This is a genomic window from Bradyrhizobium sp. cf659, from assembly GCF_900113725.1.
In the GTDB taxonomy this organism is placed as follows: Bacteria; Pseudomonadota; Alphaproteobacteria; order Rhizobiales; family Xanthobacteraceae; genus Bradyrhizobium.
In genome coordinates this window covers 1,047,392-1,064,324 of record NZ_FOQJ01000002.1, presented here as the reverse complement: position 1 = coordinate 1,064,324, position 16,933 = coordinate 1,047,392, and the positions used below count along the sequence as shown (strand labels likewise).

The window sequence follows — 16,933 nt, the reverse complement described above, 5'->3', positions numbered from 1 at the left end:
GTGAATTCCAATACGCCGGCTTCTTGAACGTTCCGCAGCGCAACATGAATCAGCTAGGCGGCCGGTTCCCGACATTCAAGCGGGAGAGACGCGGGGCCACAATAGGCCCGTGCGTTAATGCTAACGTCCGTGACGCAAAAGTCACAGCCATCGAAGCAGGAATTCTACGGAGTAGAGCGCGAGTCCGGCGAGGCCGCCGATCAGCGAGCCGTTGAAGCGGATGTATTGCAGGTCGCGGCCGATGTTGATTTCGATCAGCGAAATCAGCTGCGCCATATCCCATGCCTTGACCTGGTCGGAGATGAAGGTGGAGACGCCGCTCTTCTGGTCCGCGACGAAGCTGCGCAGCACCGTCACCAGACCCTTGTTGATCTCGCCGCGCAGTTCGGCATCGCCGGCGAGCGCCTCGCCCGCGGCAACGAACATGCCGGCGAGATGATGCTGAAGCACCTGCGTCTCGCCGGAGGCGCTGCGCTCGATGAAGGAGCGCGCGTTGGCCCAGACGGTGCGGGCGAGATCGGCAAGCTCGGGCCGCGCCAGCAGATCGCGTTTCAGGCCGTCGATGCGATCGATATAGGCCTGGTCGGTGCCAAGCCGGTCGACGAAGCTCAGCACCATGCGGTCGAACTCGCCGCGGAACGGATGTTTGGCATCGCTGCGCACCTCATTGAAGAAAGCGGTAGCGGACGCCACGATCTTGTTCACCAGAAACTTGTCAGCGCGGTAGAGCCTGAGCAGGGTCGGCAATTCCGCGCGCACCTTCTCGCGGATCATCGCCATCGTCTCTTTCTGATTCAGCGTCTCGTGCATCACGCGCAGGAGATCGTCGAACAGGATCTGGTGCCGCCCCTCCGCGACGAAGCCGCGCAACGTGCCGGCCGCGAGCGGCGCAAGGTCGATCGCCTGGAGTTGCGAGGACATGCGGCGGATGATGAAGGTCATCAGGCCGGAACTTTCCGTCGCCGAAACGGCCTCCGGCAGCAGGCGTAGCGCGAAGCGCGCGAGATCATCGCTGCGCTTGCGGTCGCGCAGCCAGTCGGCAACGAAGGAGCCGAAATCGATCTCGTTCAGCTTGGCTTCGACGGGTCCGGCCTCGAGGAAATGCACCTGGATGAACTCGCCGAGCTTGTCGGCGATGCGGGCCTGGTTGCTCTGGATGATCGCGGTATGCGGGATCGGCAGGCCGAGCGGCCGCTTGAACAGCGCGACCACGGCATACCAGTCGGCGAGGCCGCCGATGGTCGCGGCTTCCGCGAAGGCCGCGATGAAGCCGAACACGGGATGCACGGGCAGAAGCCATTTCGCGACGACGAACAAGGCCAGCGTCGAGGCGAGCACCAACGTCGCCAAGGCTTTCACGCGGCGCAACTCGGCCGCGCGCTCGGCGTCGCCGGGTGTGTCGAAGGAGAGGGCGGCGGGTGGGGTCATGATTCACCGAGGTTACGTCATTCCGGGACGGTCCGCAGGACCGGACCCGGAATCTCGAGATTCCGGGTTCGCCCTTTGGGCGCCCCGGAATGACGACCGATGATGACGGCAGCGCAAAAAACAAGGCCCGCCGAAGCGGGCCTCAAAATTCAGTTTGTCAACGCGACGCGCAATCAGGCGGTCTTGTTGTAGACCTTGGCAAAGTTGTCCTGAGCGGACTTCGCGCCGTTGGCGGCGAGCTTGCCGAGATAGTCGGTGGTCGCCTTGGCGCGCGAGACGAGCGCTTCGCCGCGGGAGCGGAGCAGGCTCGACTGGATCTCGACGGCTTCGCTGAACGACTTGGCGGACGCGAGCTTGTCGATGCCCGAGAAGAACGCTTCGGCGTCCTCGTAGATCGCCTGCTGGATGTTGCGGCTGATCTTGCCGGCTTCGGCGACGGATTCGGTCACCGCGTTCTCGACGGCGGCGGTCACCCGCTCGGAGCCTGCGAAAACCTCGGCAGCGCGGTCCTTGGCAGTGCTGGCACTCTTCTTGACGAACTCGCGGGCAGCCTCGGGAACTTCCAGGTTCTGGATGTTCTTGAACGCGTCCTTGAAGCCCTCGAAAGCGGTGTTGGTTTCGGTGGTCATTGGGGGTCTCTCCATCCTCATTGGTCTGAGCTATGGGCTCACCCCGTCCGCATTGGCCCGGGGCACGGCTTATATGACACAGTTAATTGTGCAGTGCAATATTCCTATTGCACTGCGATATCACGAAATCGTGAACAGCCTTAACAGGAGGCAATATGATGCCTCCCTCACCAATTGGTTCCCGAGCAACAGTGACCGGCCGGTCTTTGTGGTCTCAATGCTGGACGGCGCCCGGCAGCCCATAGGCCTCCATCTGGGCCTGGACCTGCGCGATGTTGTGGCCGAGCACGACAATGTCGTGGGTCTTGCCGTCGACGTCGCGGACGTGGTCGCGCAGCAGCGCCTCGGCCTTGAAGCCGAGGCTTTCGAACAGCGCGATCGCCGCCTGCTGATCGACCGTCATCTGGACCGAGAGCTTTTCCAGGCCTGCGCCGAGCGCGAGCGCAAAGGTCTCCTGCGACAGCGCCCGCCCCACCCCCTTCCCGCGCACGTCGAGCGAGACCACCATGCGAATCTCGCCGACATGGGGCGACCAGGAATGCGGATCGCGCACCAGCGTGCCGCAGCCGACGACCTTGCCGTCCTTCACCGCGAGCAGGCTCGTGATCGCACCTCGCTCGATCTCCTTGACCCAGGCCGAGAGCACTTTTGGCTCGCTGATGTTACGTGGGAGGAAAAGGAGATCGTGCGTCGGCAGGCCCTTGCCGAAGGCGAGCACCGCGGCTTCGTCCGCAGACGACATCAGGCGGATCTCGATATCGCCGGCGTCGGTCTTGACCTGACGCGGATAGGAACGCTGCTCACTCATGTCGATCTCTTCCCCAGCCAGGAGTCCAGTTTCGGCCACAGCCGCTTCACCGCGTTGGCGCCGGCGACCAGCGAGACGTGACCGCCTTTCAGCATCACCTCCTCCTTGTCCGCCGATCCAATCTTCGCGATCAGGTGCTTTGCTGCATCATAGGGCACGATGTGGTCGTGCTCGGCGACCGCATGCAGGATCGGAACCTTGATGTCTTCGAGCTTCGCCGCGCGGCCGCCGACCGACATGGTGTCGTTGAACAGCTTGTTGTCCCACATCAGGTCCTTGGTGATGGTGCGGAAATATTCTCCAGCCAGCGGCAGCGTATCGGTCGCCCAGCGATCGAACATCCGGTAGGACTTGACGAACTCGTCGTTCCAGATGTTTTCCCAGAGCTGAATCTGGCTCACCGTGCGCGAGGCCGGGCGCAGCATCTCGAACGAAGACAGGATCATCTCCGGCGGCACGTTGCCGACGCTGTCGACGAGGCGGTCGACGTCGAAATAGCGGCGGTCGGAGAAATTGGAGAACAGCTTCATCTCGCGGAAGTCGATCGGCGTGGTGAAGCAGATCAAGTTCTTCATCGGCCCGTCCTTGTGGATCGAGCCGTAGAGCAGCGACAGCACGCCGCCGAAGCAGTAGCCGATGACGGAGACGTCCTGCTCGCCGGAATCCTGCTGCACGCGGCGGACGCAATCCGGGATGAAGTCGAGGACGTAGTCCTCCATCCGCAGGCTCTTCTCTTCCGGACGCGGTGCGCTCCAGTCGAGCATGTAGACGTCGTAGCCGCGCCTCAGGAGGAACTCGATGAAGCTCTGGCCCGGCACGAGGTCGAGGATGTAGCCGCGATTGGTGGTCGCCATCACGATCAGCACCGGCACGCGGTAGATCTCGTCCGACATCGGCCGATAGTGGTAGAGGCTCATCGTGCCGCGCGAATGCAACACGTCTTTCGGCGTCGAGCCGAGCGTCGGGCCGGAGGTCGAGAAATATTCGACGCCCTTGATGCTGCGCTGGATTGCGCGCTGCACCTCGGACTGGATGCGCTCCGGGATGGAGGCGAAATCAAGTCCCGTCGGCGCGTTCATTTGGGCTCTCCGCCTTCGGACGGCGGGCGTTTCGTCCGCGGCGGCCGCGGCGCACCGTCGACGCCTTGCGGCAGTCCGGAACCTGCCGCCATCTGGCTCAGCATCGACTTCATCTCGCCGATCTGGGCCTCGATGGACTGTAGCCGTTCCGCAAGACCCGTGACCTGCTCCCGGCTCGGCAGATTCATACTGACAAGGTATTTCTCCATGAGCTCGCCGAGCTGCTTCTGAGCACCTGCAGCAACGCCGCCGGCCCGATTCATCGCTTGCGAGAACTCAGGCGACGACATGGCTTGATTGGCGAAAGAGTTGAACCCCTTCTCCATCTCGCCAACCATCTTCTGCCACACGGCAATGGGGTCGTTGGACTTGTCGGTCATCGGCGTCCTCCTGAAATCGAGAGCTGCGATGCCCTTCTTTTTTCGCCATACGACACCGTTGGGCGGTGCCGGTCAACCGGCAAGCAACAGGTGCGCTGATGCGCCCGCCGCTTCTTTGCGGCAGGAAACCGTGCGATACAGCATCGATCAGCAGGAGGGACCGCGCCCGTGAACGCCCATCAGCCGCCCAAGACCGTCCGCGCCAACGGCATCGACATTTGCTACGAGATTTTTGGCGACGACAACGCCGAGCCGCTGCTGCTGATCATGGGGCTCGGGGCGCAGATGATCCATTGGGACGATGCGTTCTGCGAGCAGCTCGCCGTGCACGGCTTTCGCGTGATCCGCTTCGACAATCGCGACATCGGCAAGTCGAGCCATCTGACCGGCGGCAAACGCCTGACGCCGCTCGAGCTGCTGAAGCTGCGCTTCCTCAGGATTCCCGTCGCCGCAACCTACAAGCTGATCGATATGGCCAAGGACACCGTTGGCCTGATGGACGCGCTCGGCATCAAGTCGGCGCATCTGGTCGGCGCCTCCATGGGCGGCATGATCGCGCAGGAGGTGACGCTGTCGTTTCCGCAGCGCGTGCGCTCGCTGACCTCGATCATGTCGACGACGGGCAATCCTCGCGTGCCGCCGCCGACACGCGAGGCCGCCGCGATGCTGATGGCTCCGCCGCCGCGCAGCAAGGAGGAGTTCATCGTCCGCTTCGGCCAGACCTGGAAGGTGCTGCGCGCCGGGGCCTTTCCGGAAGAGGAAGCACTCGATCCTGGTCGTGCCGAGCGCGTGTTCGCGCGCGGGCTCAATCCGGCCGGCGTCGGCCGGCAATTGCGCGCCGTGCTTGCCTCCGGCAGCCGCAAGGAGCGGCTGCATAGCGTGAAAGCACCGACGCTGGTGATCCACGGCACGGTTGATCCCTTGGTCCATCCCGAAGGCGGCAAGGACACGGCAACCTCGATCCCCGGCGCAAAACTGTTGATGATCGAGGGCATGGGCCACGCGCTACCGATGCGCTTCTGGCCGGAGATCATCGGCGCCATCGACAAGCACGCGCATGGCGCAGCAGTGCGGGCGGCGTAGATCGACGCGGGTGGTCTCTCCGCAGTGACCATGTGAGCTGCCGGTTACTGTCTTAACGCGAGCCGGCGCGAAAGCTATACAGGCCTCCCTCAATCGCAAGACAGAGGCCGCGGCCTCTCGGAGGTCACATGCATCTCATCGTCCGCCCGATCGCAATGATTGCGGCTTCCATCCTCATGCTGTCCCTCGGTAGCGGCGCCGCGATCGCCGGCAGCGCGCAGGAAGAAGCCAACCGCGCCGCCGTGCTTGCCTTCTACGAGAAGGGCCTCAATCAGAAGGACGCTGATGCAGCGATCGCCTATATCGGTAACCGCTATGTGCAGCACAATCCGAATGCGGCAGATGGTCCGGACGGCTTCCGGAAGTTCATCGGCTTCCTCCGTGAAAAGTTTCCGAACTCGCGCAGCGAGATCAAGCGCAGCTTCGTGGATGGCGACTACGTCATCCTGCACGTCCACTCCGTTCGCGAGCCCGGCACCAGGGGCCGCGCGATCGTGGATATCTTCAAGCTGGAGAACGGCAAGATCGTCGAACACTGGGACGTCGTTCAGGAGATTCCTGAAAATCCGGCAAACGGCAACACAATGTTCTGACGGATCGAACACGCAGAGAGGCAGACCGCCTAGCTCTTCCTCGCGATCCAGATCACGTGGCGCGCGCCGCCGCCTCTTCCGGTGGCGCGGACGTTGACTTCATTCACGTCGAAGCCGACGCTCCCAAGGCGCCTGGTGAATGCCGGGTTGGGCCCCGACGACCAGACGGCGAGCACGCCGCCCGGCCGCAGCGCCGTCTTGGCCGCCTTCAGCCCGCTCGCGTTGTAGAGTGCATCATTGCCCTTCCGGGTCAGCCCCTCCGGCCCGTTATCGACGTCGAGGAGAATGGCATCGAAGGCCGACCGCTGCGCCCGGATAATTTCGGCGACATCGGTCTCGCGGATGCTCACCCTGACATCATCGAGACTGTCGCCGAAGACCTGCGACATCGGACCTCGCGCCCAGGCGACCACCGCAGGCACGAGCTCGGAGACCACGATCTTCGCCTCGCTGCCGAGCACGGCGAGCGCCGCACGCAGCGTAAAGCCCATGCCGAGGCCGCCGATCAGGACGACGGGCTTTGCGACCGTCTCGATCTGCTTCGCCGCCAATGTCGCAAGCGCTGCCTCGGAGCCCGACAGGCGGCTGTTCATCAGCTCGTTGGTGCCGAGCATGATGGAGAACTCCTTGCCGCGCCGCATCAGGCGGAGCTCGCCATCGGAGCCGGGGATTTGGGCGGTGTCGATCTTTTCCCAGGGAATCATGCGCGAGCTTTAGCACGATCGGAAATCGTAGGGTGGGTTAGCCGAAGGCGTAACCCACCAACTTCGTTCTGCGTGCGCTGAAACATGGTGGGTTACGCTTCGCTAACCCACCCTACAATCTACGGCTAACCGCCCGCCCAGACGTCGAGCACATAGCGGTTCTTCGCGCCCATCTCCTCGATCCAGCGCGCACCGGCGGCGGCATCGCTACCGCTCTTCTCGCGATGGATCGCGACGAGCGCGGCCTTCACGTCCGGCTCCATCTTACCGCCGTCGCCGCAGACGTAGATGATGGCGCCCTGCTCGATCAGCGGCCAGACCTTGTCCTTCTGCGCTGCGATCACGTGCTGCACATAGGTCTTCGGTCCATCCGCGCGCGAGAACGCCGTGAAGAGCTCGGCGATGCCGCCTGCCGCCAGCGCCTTCAGCTCGTCGGCGTAGAGAAAATCCTGGTCGGGGTGGCGGCAGCCGAAGAACAACATGGCCGGACCAAGCGTAGCGCCTCTCGCCTTGCGCGCGGCGCGCTCCTGGAGGAAGCCGCGGAACGGCGCAAGTCCCGTGCCCGGGCCGATCATGATGATCGGCACGGATGGATCATCCGGGAGCCGGAAGCCGGCCTTGGTCTCACGCACGGTGGCGTAGATCGCATCGCCCGAGCGGCGGTTGGCGAGATAGTTGGAGCAGATGCCTTTGTAGACGCCGCGCCCGGAGGCGGCCTGCCCTTCGACCACGCCGACCGTGACGCTGCAACGCGCCGGATCGACCGACGGCGAGGAGGAGATCGAGTAATAGCGCGGCGCGAGCAGCGAGAGCATTTCCAGATAAACGTGGAACGACAATTCGCAGGCCGGATATTCGAGCAGCAGGTCGAACACCGATTTGCGCCTCGCCAGAATCTCGGTGCGGTAGCGCTCGGCCGGCTCGGCCTCCTCGCCGACGAAGGCCAGCAGCTTCGGCTTGGTGACCGGGCAGCGCGTGTGCTCGGCCATGATCTGGATCTGCTTCCGCGTCGCCACCTGCTGCAGCTCGACGAACTCGCTGAGCAGGCGGCCGACCGATACGGCCTCGCCGACCGGCAATTGCGCGCGGCGGCCTTCGGCGACCTGAAGCCTGATCTGGTCGGCCGGCAGGAAACCGAAGCGGCGGGCAACCGAATCCACCAGCGTCGGGTCGTTGCGCGGGACGACGCTCAGATGATCGCCGACGCGGTAGGTGATATTGGACGGCAGCTGCACCTCGATATGTCGCGTCGAGCGCTCCGACGGATTGGACCCGCTCTTGTTCTGAAGTTCGTCATTGATCAGCACCTTCATCGCCACCGCGCCGCCCTGGGCGACGATGGTGTTGACGGCGGTCACCGCCACAGGCTCGATCGCGTAGAGCGGGTCGTCCTCCGCGGTGCGGGTGAAGTTCCAGTCGATGCCGAATTCCTTGGTGGCGACCTGGGCAGCCGCCGGGAACCATTTCTGGAACTGACCGTCGAGGTCGCTGCGCGCATCGCCCTCGCCGCGCGGATAGACCGCGCGCGCGCCGTGCTTCGACAATTGCTCGTCGATGAAACGCGGCACCGATTGATAGGTCGCGGCCCAGTCGCTGTTGCCGCAGCCGAACACGGCGTAGCGCACACTGGCAAAGGCATCCTTCGCCAGGTCGTCGCCGAGCCATTTGACGAACTGCGTCGCATTGTCCGGGGGCGCTCCGTTATAGGAGGCGCAGATGATCAGCACGCCCCCCTCCCGCGGCAGCTTGCCGACGTACTCGTCGAGCGGCCCGAGATGCACGGCAAAGCCGTTGATCTCGGCGAGGTCGGCCATGCGCGTCGCGAGTTCCTCGGCGGTGCCGAGATTGGAGCCGTAAAGCACCAGCATCGGCGTGTTGTGGCCGGGCCGCGCCGTCGGCTGGCGCGGTGCCTTTGGCATTGAGGATGCAGCTGCGACAGGCCCGCCATAAGCACCGCGCTCGCGATCCGCGCGGGGGCGAACCTTGATCTTGAAGCCCTCCGGCTTCATCGTCAGCGTTTCCTTCAGGTGCATCTGGTAGCGCTGGTGGTCGATCAGCTTGAAGCGCTGGAGGATCATGCCGAGCGCGAGCGCGGCCTCGTGCATGGCAAAGCCGCGGCCGATGCAGGCACGCTGACCGTTGCCGAATGGCTTCCAGGCATTGATCGGCCGCTTGGCCTCCGCCTCGCGGCTGAAATTTTCGGGATCGAAGGCATCGGGATTCGGCCCCCAGACGGAGGGATCGCGATGCAGTGCCGTCACCAGAATGGTGATGAACGTGCCCTTCCTGAGCTTGTACTTGCCGCCGCCGATGGTCTCGTCGCTCAGCGGTGAGATGCCGTAGGCCGGCGCCGGCGGCCACAGCCGCAGCGCCTCCTTCAGGATCTGCGTGATGTAGGTGAGCTGCGTCACCTGCTGATAGGTCGGCTTCGCGTTGACATCGGGACCGAAGACGCGATCGACCTCGTCATAGGCCTTCTTGAGGATGTCGGGATGCTTCAAGAGCGCATAGAGCGTGTAGGACAACAGGCCGCTTGTGGTCTCGTGGCCGGCGATCAAAAACGTGTTGATCTGATAACGGATGTTGACGTCGTCCAGCTGCTCGCCGGTCGAGCGGTCGACGCCGGTCATCATCGCCGCGAGCATGTCCTTCTTGTCGTCGACCCCTTCCGCGCTCTTGCGGCGCTCTGCGATGATCTCGTCGACCATCTTGTTCATGAAGGCGACGTCTTCGGCGAGCGTCTTGCGCCGCTTCTGCATCCAGATCTGCTCGAACGGCAGACCGCGCGTCATCATGATGGTTTCGAGCGAGCGCACCAGCGACTCGACGAAGGGATGGTAGTCGCGCCGGTAGAACGAATTGAAGCGGTACTCGAAGCCGCACAGGCCGATCGTGTCCAGCGTCAGCGCCGTCATGTCGTGGACGACGTCGATCTCGTCGTCGGCGTTCAGCCGCTCCCATTTGTTGACGAGCTGCTCGGCGATGTCGACCATGCTGGGGTGATAGGACTGCATGGCGCGGTTGCCGAAGGGCTGAAGCAGGATGTTGTGCGCCTTGCTCCAGTTCGGCTCCCTGGTGTCGGCCGTGAACAGGCCGTCGCCGCCGACCGCGCGCACGCGCCGCAGCGCGCCACGCACCGTCTTGTCGAACCGCTTCTCGTCGGAGAGCTCGTCGACGAGATCGTGGCCGGAGACGACGACGATCGGCGAGCCCATCATGTCGAGCCAGAAGATCGGCCCGAGCTCCTTGGCCAGCCGCGTCAGGTGCTGCACAGGGGCGGCGGAATCCAGCGACAGCATGTTGCCGACCACCGGCTTGGTCGGCGGCTGCGGAATCGGGTCCAGACGATTCTTGGATGACATTGACGTGCGCTTCCCCCTCAGTAACCCTCGTCATTGCGAGGAGCTCTTGCGACGAAGCAATCCAGACCGTCACCGCGGAGAGATCCTGGATTGCTTCGCTTCGCTCGCAATGACGAACTACCCAAATCGCCTTCTACGCCATTCGATCAGCTTGGCGCTGACCTCGTCCGGCTTCTCCTGCTGCGTCCAATGGCCGCTGTCGCGGACCAGATATTTTTCGAGATCGGGAATCAGCTTGTCCATACCATCGGCGGAAGACGGCGGCAGCACCGCGTCGTTCTCGGCCATGATCATCAGCGACGGCACGCGTACCGTATGATCGAGCCCTTCGGCGCCCACCCAGTTGCGCGACATGTTGCGGTACCAGTTGATGCCGCCGGTAAAGCCGGTCCTGGTGAAATTGTCGACGAACACCTTCTTCTCTTCCGGCGACAGGATCGGCGCACGCGGATCGTGCTTCGCGTCATAGGCCGCAATCATCTGCGGAAACGCCAGGTTGAGCCGTGGCGAAGCGCCGACGCCGGCAACCACTTCCTCCGCCGGCGCGTCGGGCGGGCGCGGCGCCGGCTTGCGCATGAACGCATCGAAGGTCTGCTCGACGCGGCTGCCAAAAATCCTGTCGGGCTCACGCGACGGGTCCTGGAACTGCACGATGTACATCTTGTCGCCAAACCGCGCGCGCAGGAGCTCGATCGGATCGGCCCAGGCCCGGTTGGTATGGGGGGTATTGATGCCGACCACGCCGGCGACACGGCCGATATGCCGCAGCGGCATCTGCCAGACGATGAAGCCGCCCCAGTCGTGGCCGACGAAGATCGCCTTGTCGATCCCGAGATGATCGAGCAGACCGACGAGATCGCCGGTCAGGTGCTCGATGTCGTAGTCCTCGACCGGCTCGGGCCGGTCGGTCGCGCCATAGCCACGCTGGTCCGGTGCGATCACCCGGATTCCGGCCTCGCTCAGCGCCTTGATCTGATGGCGCCAGGAGAAGGCGAGTTCCGGCCAGCCATGGCACAGCACCATCGGCGGGGTATCGGAGACCGGACCCGCCTCGTAATAACCCATGCGGATTCCGTTCGTCTGCACGAACTTGAGCGGCGGCATTTCGATCATCGAGACAATCCTACTCTGCAGCGCCCTTGATGTCGGCCGCGGGTGGGGCGTAGGCCGCCTCCAGCGCAGCAAACTCCTCGGGCAACATGTCGCACATCACCTGCACATGCGGAATGATGTTGGCACCGACGATGAAACCGAAATCGAGCTGGTCGCGATAGCTCTGCACGGTGATGTTGAGCGCCTGCCCGTGCGTCGAGATCGACACCGGGAAGATGTGCAGCAGCTCGGCACCCGCCGCGTAGAGCGTCTGCCGCGGTCCGGGCACGTTGGACACCGTGATGTTGGCGGCCGGCGGCAGCACGTCCGACAGGTTCGAGCGGCTGTAGAGCAGTGCCAGGATCTGCACCATGATCGGCGCGCCCAGCATCGAGATGTTGGACACTTGCGGCATCAGGGCACGCAGCGGATGCGACATCTCCTTGGACTTGGTCGATTGCGCGATGATCGCCTCCAGTCGCGCCTTTGGATCGTCGATGTCGGTCGCGATCGCGCAGATCATGCCGAAAACCTGGTTGTTGGCCTCGGTGTTGCCTTCCTCGCGCAGCGAGATCGGCACCGCGGCGGTCAGCGATTTCGCCGGCAGCGTGCCGTATTGCCGGAGATAGCGGCGGACCACGCCGGAGGCGAGCGCCAGCACGACGTCGTTGAGCTTGCCGCCGGCCTGCTTGGCCAGCGCCTTCGCCCGCGACAGCGGGATCGACACGCCGGCGAAGCTGCGCTCCGAGGAGATGGTCTTGTTGAGCATGGTCGGCGGCGACACCATGCTGGCCAGGCTCTCGCGCGACTTCGGATCGGCGACCTTGCCGAGCACGTCGGACACACTCTTGAGCACGGTCGGGATGTTGCCGGCGAAGCGCACCGCGCTCTCGATCTGGTACATCGCGTTGTCGAACAGGATCGAGCCGATGTCGCTCTTGCCGGTGCGCGGCAGCTGCAGGTTCTTCGCAGCGGCCGACGCATCGAGCGGCTGGCTGAAGAGCTGCTGGTAGGAATCGAGCAGGTTGGCGGCGATGTCGCGCGGCTCCTGTCCGGGCTTTGCTCCCGCCGCCGGCGGATCGACCTTCCGCGGGATCGGCGAGATGTCGTAGATCATGTTGGTCAGGGCCGCGCCGGCACCACCGTCGATGGCGGCATGGTGCATCTTGGAATAGAGCCCGACCTCGTTGTCCTTCATGCCCTCGAACACGTAGAACTCCCAGAGCGGGCGGGCGCGGTTCAGGAGCTTGGCGTGCATCCAGCCGACGATGCGCTCCAGCGTGGCGCGGTCGCGCGGCTGCGGCAGGCTGGCGCGAAAGATGTGACGGTCGATGTCGAACTGATCGTCCTCGACCCAGGAGGGATGGTCGATGTCGAGCGGCGCCTTCTCCAGCCGCGCCTTCAGGATCGGCGCGATGTGCAGGCGCGAGACGATCATCGCCTTGAAGTCTTCGAAGAAGTCGCCCTTGTAATCGTCGGGCAGGCGAAAGATCGCCATGCTGCCGACATGCATCGGCATTTCCGGCGTTTCCAGATAGAGAAACGACGCGTCCAGCGACGACAGCTTCTTACCGTCAGCCATAGTTCCCTCCCGCAAGATTTGACGGGCGCCTTGGCGGCGCTTCTCGTCAGGCCGATATTGCCCGCTCCGGCGGGGCATATGCAATGGCAAACGGCCCTGCCCGGTCAAATGGCCAGAATTCCCCCTCCGGTTGCGCCAGCCGGTCCGCCACGGCCCACAGCGCTGCGGGGTTCACGCCGAGCCCGATATGGCTCGCCAGGTGCACCTCGATGTTCTCGGCACGGTCCGAGGGGCGCAACAGACAGGTCCGCCAGTTCACGACACCGTCGGCGCGAGAATAGATCGACGTCGCCGGCACCGGCAGATCGCCGGCGATCGCCTCGCGCAGTTCGGCAAAATCCTCGACCCGTTCGCCGGACAGCGCCTCGTAGAGCCGCGTGGCATTGGTCGCCCGCACGTCGTTGGCAAAAGGACTGCCGAGCGTCACGACGTAACGGACCATGTCCGGCGCCTGGAGCGCGAGATCGCGGGCATAGACGCCGCCGAGGCTCCATCCGACCAGGCTGACCTTGCGCCCCCTCGCGGCGTGGATCTCGGCGAGGCGGGCACGAAGAGCTTCCCGCATCCGCCCCAGCCCGCCGAGATTGCGGCCCATCCGCCAGGCATGTGCCTCATAGCCGAGCTCGCTGAGATAGCGCCGCATCGGCGCCATCGAAAGATCGCTGGCGAGAAAGCCGGGCAGCGTCAGCACCGGATGGCCGTCGCCCCTGGGTGCGCGCATCAGGAGCGGCGACAACAGCAGGCTGGCGTTGAACTCGAACAGCCCGCGGGCTTCGGCGAGCAGCAAACCAAGGCCCGGCGGACGAAGCCGGTCTGACGCTTGCGGCCCGTCCCGCCCGGGCGCCATTATTTCTTCTTGTCGCTGCTGCGCGTTCCGCCGAGGCCGGCCATGGTGACGAACATGTCCTGAAACCGCTCGGCGAGCTTCGGATCGAAAGTGAACCAGCTCTGGATCAGCGATTCCGGCGAGACCTTGTCGATATTGCTCAGGACCTGCTGCTGCAGCTTGTCCATGACGGCAATCTGCATCGGCGAGACATCCGGCAATCCGAAGAACTGACGGGCCTCTAGGGGGGTGCAGTCGATTTCGATGTTAACTTTCATGTCCCCTCCGGATGAGATTCGAGCAGTCTGTCGGAGTATCGCCGCGACACGGTGTGCAACGCAAGCGACCTCAGACGCGCTGCGGGGCGCAGGCTCCCGCAATCGGCGGGTATGGTCAATCAAATCGCTCGGCCGCGACCGCAGCGCGGACCGCGGAGAGGCCAACGGCCGACAGGGCCAGTCTCCCTTTATCCCGGGACTTCACAGGTCGAAAGTCGAATGTCATTCGCGCGCCTGCCTCCCCTAGATTGCCGGTCAGCATTGCTGCACAGCGGTGCAACTTGGCGCGTTCCTTGCTGGAATGGCGCTTGCACGGGTCGTGAACTCTGGGCAACATGGATCGATAAGCCCCGCCGAACAATGAAAAATCACGGCGCGGCAGAGTGGAGAGGGTCAAGAATGTCAGTCGGACGAACTCTGTTTGCGGCGACGCTCGCCGGTACGCTTGCGTTGGCGGTCTCGCCGGCGTCGAGCCAGACGCTACGTTATGCCAACCAGGGTGACCTGAAGTCGCTCGACCCCTATACACTCAACGAGAGCACCACCCACGCCCATCTCGGTCACGTCTATCAAGGCCTCACCGCGCGCGACAAGGACCTCAAGATCATTCCGGCGCTGGCGGAAAGCTGGGAAACTCCGGAGCCGACCCGCTGGCGCTTCCATTTGCGCAAGGGCGTGAAATTCCACAACGGCGACCCCTTCACCGCCGACGACGTGGTGTTCTCCGCCGATCGCGTCCGCAAGAAGGGGTCCAATATGCAGACCCGTCTTGCGCCCGACGTCAAGGTGGTCAAGGTCGACGACTACACCGTCGATTTCGTCCTGCCCTCGCCCAATCCCATCCTTCATAACTCGTGGGATGTCTGGTACATCATGGACAAGAAATGGGCCGAGGAGAACAACGTCGTCGACCCGACGCCGGTGGCGGCGACCACGCCGAGCTACGCCTCGCTCCACGAGAACGGCACCGGCCCCTTCATCATCGAGAGCCATCAGCCCGGCGTGAAGACGGTGTTCAAGGCCAATCCCAATTACTGGGGCAAGGTCGAAGGCAATCTGAAGGAGATCATCTTCACCCCGATCTCCTCCGACGCCACCCGCGTCGCCGCCCTGCTCTCGGGCGAAGTCGACGTCATCGAGCCGGTGCCGATCCAGGACATCTCCCGCGTCGATTCCAGCCCGAATGCCCAGGTGCTGAAGGGGCCGGAGCTGCGCACCATCTTCATCGGCTTCGACCAGATGCGGGATGAGCTGCTCTACTCCAACATCAAGGGCAAGAACCCGTTCAAGGACATCAAGGTCCGCGAGGCGTTCTACAAGGCGATCGACATCGAGCTGATCAAGACGCGCGTGATGCGCGGGCTGTCGGCGCCGTCGGCGCTGATGATTGCGCCGGAGCTGTTCATACTGTCCAAGGAGTTCACGCGGCCGAAATTCGATCCCGACGGCGCCAAGAAGCTCCTGACCGAGGCCGGCTATCCCGACGGCTTCGAGGTCACCATGGACTGCCCGAACGATCGTTATGTCAACGACGCCGCGATCTGCCAGGCCGTCGTCGGCATGCTCGCCCGCATCGGCGTCAAGATCAATCTGCTGGCGCAGCCGAAGGCGCAGTACTTCGCCAAGGTGCTGAAGCAGGGCGGCTACCAGACCTCGTTCTATCTGCTGGGCTGGACGCCGAGCACGATGGATTCCCATAACGTGCTCTACGACATCATGGGCTGCCGCGACGATGCGAAATCCTCGCGCGGTGAGGCCAATCTCGGCGGTTACTGCAACAAGGAGTTCGACGCCATCACCGACAAGGTGCTGGTCGAAACCGACACCGCCAAGCGCAACCAGCTGATCAAGCAGGCCTACGAAATCGGCAACAAGGACTGGTCCTACATCCCGCTGCACCAGCAGGCGCTGGCCTGGGGCGTATCGAAGAAGGTCAACCTGCCGCAGCGCGCCGACAATCTCGTCATGTTCCATTGGGCGACCAAGAAGGAATAGCGTCAGTTGAACACAAGGTCCCGGGAGCGTCAGGCTTCCGGGACCTTTCCTTTTCCGGCCGACCAAGACGTCGGCTGTAAGCACACCCAAGGACAGTGGAAGAAATGCTCGCTTTCACTCTACGCCGCGCCGTTCAGGCTATCGGCGTCATGTTTGCCGTTGGCATCATCGCATTCTCGATGTTCCGATTCGCCGGCGATCCCGTCAACCAGATCGTCTCGATCGACACGTCGGCGGCCGAACGCGAAGCCGTGCGCAAGTCGCTCGGCCTCGATGATCCCGTGCCGGTGCAATTCGTGCGCTATTTCGGCGACGCCGCGCAGTTCAAGTTCGGCGTCTCCTATCAGTTCCGCCAGCCGGTCTCGACGCTATTGATGGAGCGCATGCCCGCGACGCTGGAACTTGCGATCTGCGCGACCGTATTTGCCATGGTGTTCGGCATCCTGATGGGCGTCTATTCGGCGCTGAAGCGCGACACCGCGCTCGCCAAATTATTCCAGGCGGTTTCGCTGATCGGCATCTCGCTGCCGACGTTCCTGATCGGCATCCTCCTGATCTATCTGTTCGCGGTGACATTGGGCTGGTTGCCCTCGTTCGGCCGCGGCGAGGTGGTCAGGCTCGGCTGGTGGACGACGGGCCTGCTCACGCTGTCGGGCCTGAAGGCGCTGATCATGCCCTCGATCACGCTCGGCCTGTTCCAGATGACCCTGATCATGCGGCTGGTGCGCGCGGAGATGCTGGAAGTGCTGCGAACCGACTATATCCGCTTCGCGCGCGCCCGGGGGCTGACCACCCGTGCCATCCATTTCGGCCACGCGCTGAAGAACACGCTCATTCCCGTGATCACGGTGGCCGGGCTCCAGTTTGGCTCGGTTATTGCATTTTCGATCATCACCGAAACCGTGTTCCAGTGGCCGGGCATGGGACTTCTGTTCGTCCAGGCCGTGCAAAACGTCGATATCCCGATCATGGCCGCCTACCTGCTGATGGTCTCGCTGATTTTCGTCACCATCAATCTGGTGGTCGATATCCTCTACACCGTGGTCGATCCGCGCCTGCGCTCGACCGTCGGCCGCGCGACATAAGGCAGCCTG

General features: G+C 63.7%; 15 protein-coding genes. 4 read left to right on the top strand and 11 right to left on the bottom strand.

What is annotated here, in order from left to right; genetic code table 11:
- Nucleotides 1-141 precede the first annotated feature (141 nt).
- The 5 genes from BM118_RS13860 to BM118_RS13840 all read right to left on the bottom strand — a co-directional run bounded on the left by BM118_RS13860 (nucleotide 142) and on the right by BM118_RS13840 (nucleotide 4,324).
- The gene (locus BM118_RS13860; RefSeq protein WP_092186060.1) at nucleotides 142-1,428 is read right to left on the bottom strand and encodes a DUF445 domain-containing protein; all 1,287 of its coding nucleotides are present in this window, start codon (nucleotides 1,426-1,428) and stop codon (nucleotides 142-144) included.
- Between the two features lie 173 nt (nucleotides 1,429-1,601).
- On the bottom strand, nucleotides 1,602-2,057 hold the full coding sequence (locus tag BM118_RS13855; protein ID WP_092186059.1) for a phasin: 456 nt from the start codon (nucleotides 2,055-2,057) through the stop codon (nucleotides 1,602-1,604).
- Between the two features lie 214 nt (nucleotides 2,058-2,271).
- Complete coding sequence (locus BM118_RS13850; RefSeq protein WP_177234272.1) at nucleotides 2,272-2,865, bottom strand: GNAT family N-acetyltransferase; 594 nt, start codon at nucleotides 2,863-2,865, stop codon at nucleotides 2,272-2,274.
- On the bottom strand, nucleotides 2,862-3,944 hold the full coding sequence (locus BM118_RS13845; RefSeq protein ID WP_092186055.1) for a PHA/PHB synthase family protein: 1,083 nt from the start codon (nucleotides 3,942-3,944) through the stop codon (nucleotides 2,862-2,864). Before BM118_RS13845 ends, BM118_RS13850 begins: the two co-directional genes overlap by 4 nt.
- The gene (locus tag BM118_RS13840) at nucleotides 3,941-4,324 is read right to left on the bottom strand and encodes a hypothetical protein (protein WP_092186053.1); all 384 of its coding nucleotides are present in this window, start codon (nucleotides 4,322-4,324) and stop codon (nucleotides 3,941-3,943) included. Before BM118_RS13840 ends, BM118_RS13845 begins: the two co-directional genes overlap by 4 nt.
- A 168-nt stretch (nucleotides 4,325-4,492) precedes the next feature.
- Between BM118_RS13840 and BM118_RS13835 the strand changes: the two genes are divergently transcribed.
- Nucleotides 4,493-5,407, top strand: coding sequence for an alpha/beta fold hydrolase (locus BM118_RS13835; protein WP_092186051.1), 915 nt, complete (start codon nucleotides 4,493-4,495; stop codon nucleotides 5,405-5,407).
- Between the two features lie 128 nt (nucleotides 5,408-5,535).
- Complete coding sequence (locus BM118_RS13830; protein ID WP_092186049.1) at nucleotides 5,536-6,000, top strand: nuclear transport factor 2 family protein; 465 nt, start codon at nucleotides 5,536-5,538, stop codon at nucleotides 5,998-6,000.
- Between the two features lie 29 nt (nucleotides 6,001-6,029).
- Here the strand turns inward: BM118_RS13830 and BM118_RS13825 are convergent, their stop codons facing one another.
- From BM118_RS13825 to BM118_RS13800, 6 genes are all read right to left on the bottom strand, one after another.
- Nucleotides 6,030-6,704, bottom strand: coding sequence for a spermidine synthase (locus BM118_RS13825; protein ID WP_092186047.1), 675 nt, complete (start codon nucleotides 6,702-6,704; stop codon nucleotides 6,030-6,032).
- A 125-nt stretch (nucleotides 6,705-6,829) separates the two neighbouring features.
- A complete protein-coding gene (locus tag BM118_RS13820; RefSeq protein ID WP_092186045.1) occupies nucleotides 6,830-10,066 on the bottom strand; it encodes a bifunctional cytochrome P450/NADPH--P450 reductase in 3,237 nt (1,078 codons plus the stop codon).
- 117 nt (nucleotides 10,067-10,183) lie between these two features.
- Nucleotides 10,184-11,179 carry an alpha/beta fold hydrolase gene (locus tag BM118_RS13815; RefSeq protein WP_092186043.1) on the bottom strand — a complete coding sequence of 332 codons (996 nt, stop codon included), beginning with the start codon at nucleotides 11,177-11,179 and terminating at the stop codon, nucleotides 10,184-10,186.
- Nucleotides 11,180-11,189: 10 nt separating this feature from the next.
- Nucleotides 11,190-12,740 (bottom strand): wax ester/triacylglycerol synthase family O-acyltransferase, encoded by a 1,551-nt coding sequence (locus tag BM118_RS13810; RefSeq protein ID WP_092186041.1) that lies wholly within the window; start codon nucleotides 12,738-12,740, stop codon nucleotides 11,190-11,192.
- Between the two features lie 46 nt (nucleotides 12,741-12,786).
- On the bottom strand, nucleotides 12,787-13,587 hold the full coding sequence (locus tag BM118_RS13805; protein WP_092186039.1) for an esterase/lipase family protein: 801 nt from the start codon (nucleotides 13,585-13,587) through the stop codon (nucleotides 12,787-12,789).
- On the bottom strand, nucleotides 13,587-13,844 hold the full coding sequence (locus BM118_RS13800) for a DUF6489 family protein (RefSeq protein ID WP_011085662.1): 258 nt from the start codon (nucleotides 13,842-13,844) through the stop codon (nucleotides 13,587-13,589). Before BM118_RS13800 ends, BM118_RS13805 begins: the two co-directional genes overlap by 1 nt.
- 399 nt (nucleotides 13,845-14,243) lie before the next feature.
- Between BM118_RS13800 and BM118_RS13795 the strand changes: the two genes are divergently transcribed.
- Together BM118_RS13795 and BM118_RS13790 are read left to right on the top strand one after the other, a co-directional pair.
- Entirely contained in the window at nucleotides 14,244-15,839 is a 1,596-nt protein-coding gene (locus BM118_RS13795; protein WP_092186037.1) for an ABC transporter substrate-binding protein, read from the top strand.
- Nucleotides 15,840-15,943: 104 nt separating this feature from the next.
- Nucleotides 15,944-16,924: an ABC transporter permease gene (locus BM118_RS13790; RefSeq protein ID WP_092186035.1), complete on the top strand. Its 981-nt coding sequence runs from the start codon at nucleotides 15,944-15,946 to the stop codon at nucleotides 16,922-16,924.
- The last annotated feature ends 9 nt before the right edge of the window (nucleotides 16,925-16,933 follow it).

Coding starts and splice junctions, on each gene's coding strand:
- BM118_RS13860 (WP_092186060.1), bottom strand. CDS start 1,428: ATGACCCCACCCGCCGCCCTCTCCTTCGACACACCCGGCGACGCCGAG.
- BM118_RS13855 (WP_092186059.1), bottom strand. CDS start 2,057: ATGACCACCGAAACCAACACCGCTTTCGAGGGCTTCAAGGACGCGTTC.
- BM118_RS13850 (WP_177234272.1), bottom strand. CDS start 2,865: ATGAGTGAGCAGCGTTCCTATCCGCGTCAGGTCAAGACCGACGCCGGC.
- BM118_RS13845 (WP_092186055.1), bottom strand. CDS start 3,944: ATGAACGCGCCGACGGGACTTGATTTCGCCTCCATCCCGGAGCGCATC.
- BM118_RS13840 (WP_092186053.1), bottom strand. CDS start 4,324: ATGACCGACAAGTCCAACGACCCCATTGCCGTGTGGCAGAAGATGGTT.
- BM118_RS13830 (WP_092186049.1), top strand. CDS start 5,536: ATGCATCTCATCGTCCGCCCGATCGCAATGATTGCGGCTTCCATCCTC.
- BM118_RS13825 (WP_092186047.1), bottom strand. CDS start 6,704: ATGATTCCCTGGGAAAAGATCGACACCGCCCAAATCCCCGGCTCCGAT.
- BM118_RS13820 (WP_092186045.1), bottom strand. CDS start 10,066: ATGTCATCCAAGAATCGTCTGGACCCGATTCCGCAGCCGCCGACCAAG.
- BM118_RS13815 (WP_092186043.1), bottom strand. CDS start 11,179: ATGATCGAAATGCCGCCGCTCAAGTTCGTGCAGACGAACGGAATCCGC.
- BM118_RS13810 (WP_092186041.1), bottom strand. CDS start 12,740: ATGGCTGACGGTAAGAAGCTGTCGTCGCTGGACGCGTCGTTTCTCTAT.
- BM118_RS13805 (WP_092186039.1), bottom strand. CDS start 13,587: ATGGCGCCCGGGCGGGACGGGCCGCAAGCGTCAGACCGGCTTCGTCCG.
- BM118_RS13800 (WP_011085662.1), bottom strand. CDS start 13,844: ATGAAAGTTAACATCGAAATCGACTGCACCCCCCTAGAGGCCCGTCAG.
- BM118_RS13795 (WP_092186037.1), top strand. CDS start 14,244: ATGTCAGTCGGACGAACTCTGTTTGCGGCGACGCTCGCCGGTACGCTT.
- BM118_RS13790 (WP_092186035.1), top strand. CDS start 15,944: ATGCTCGCTTTCACTCTACGCCGCGCCGTTCAGGCTATCGGCGTCATG.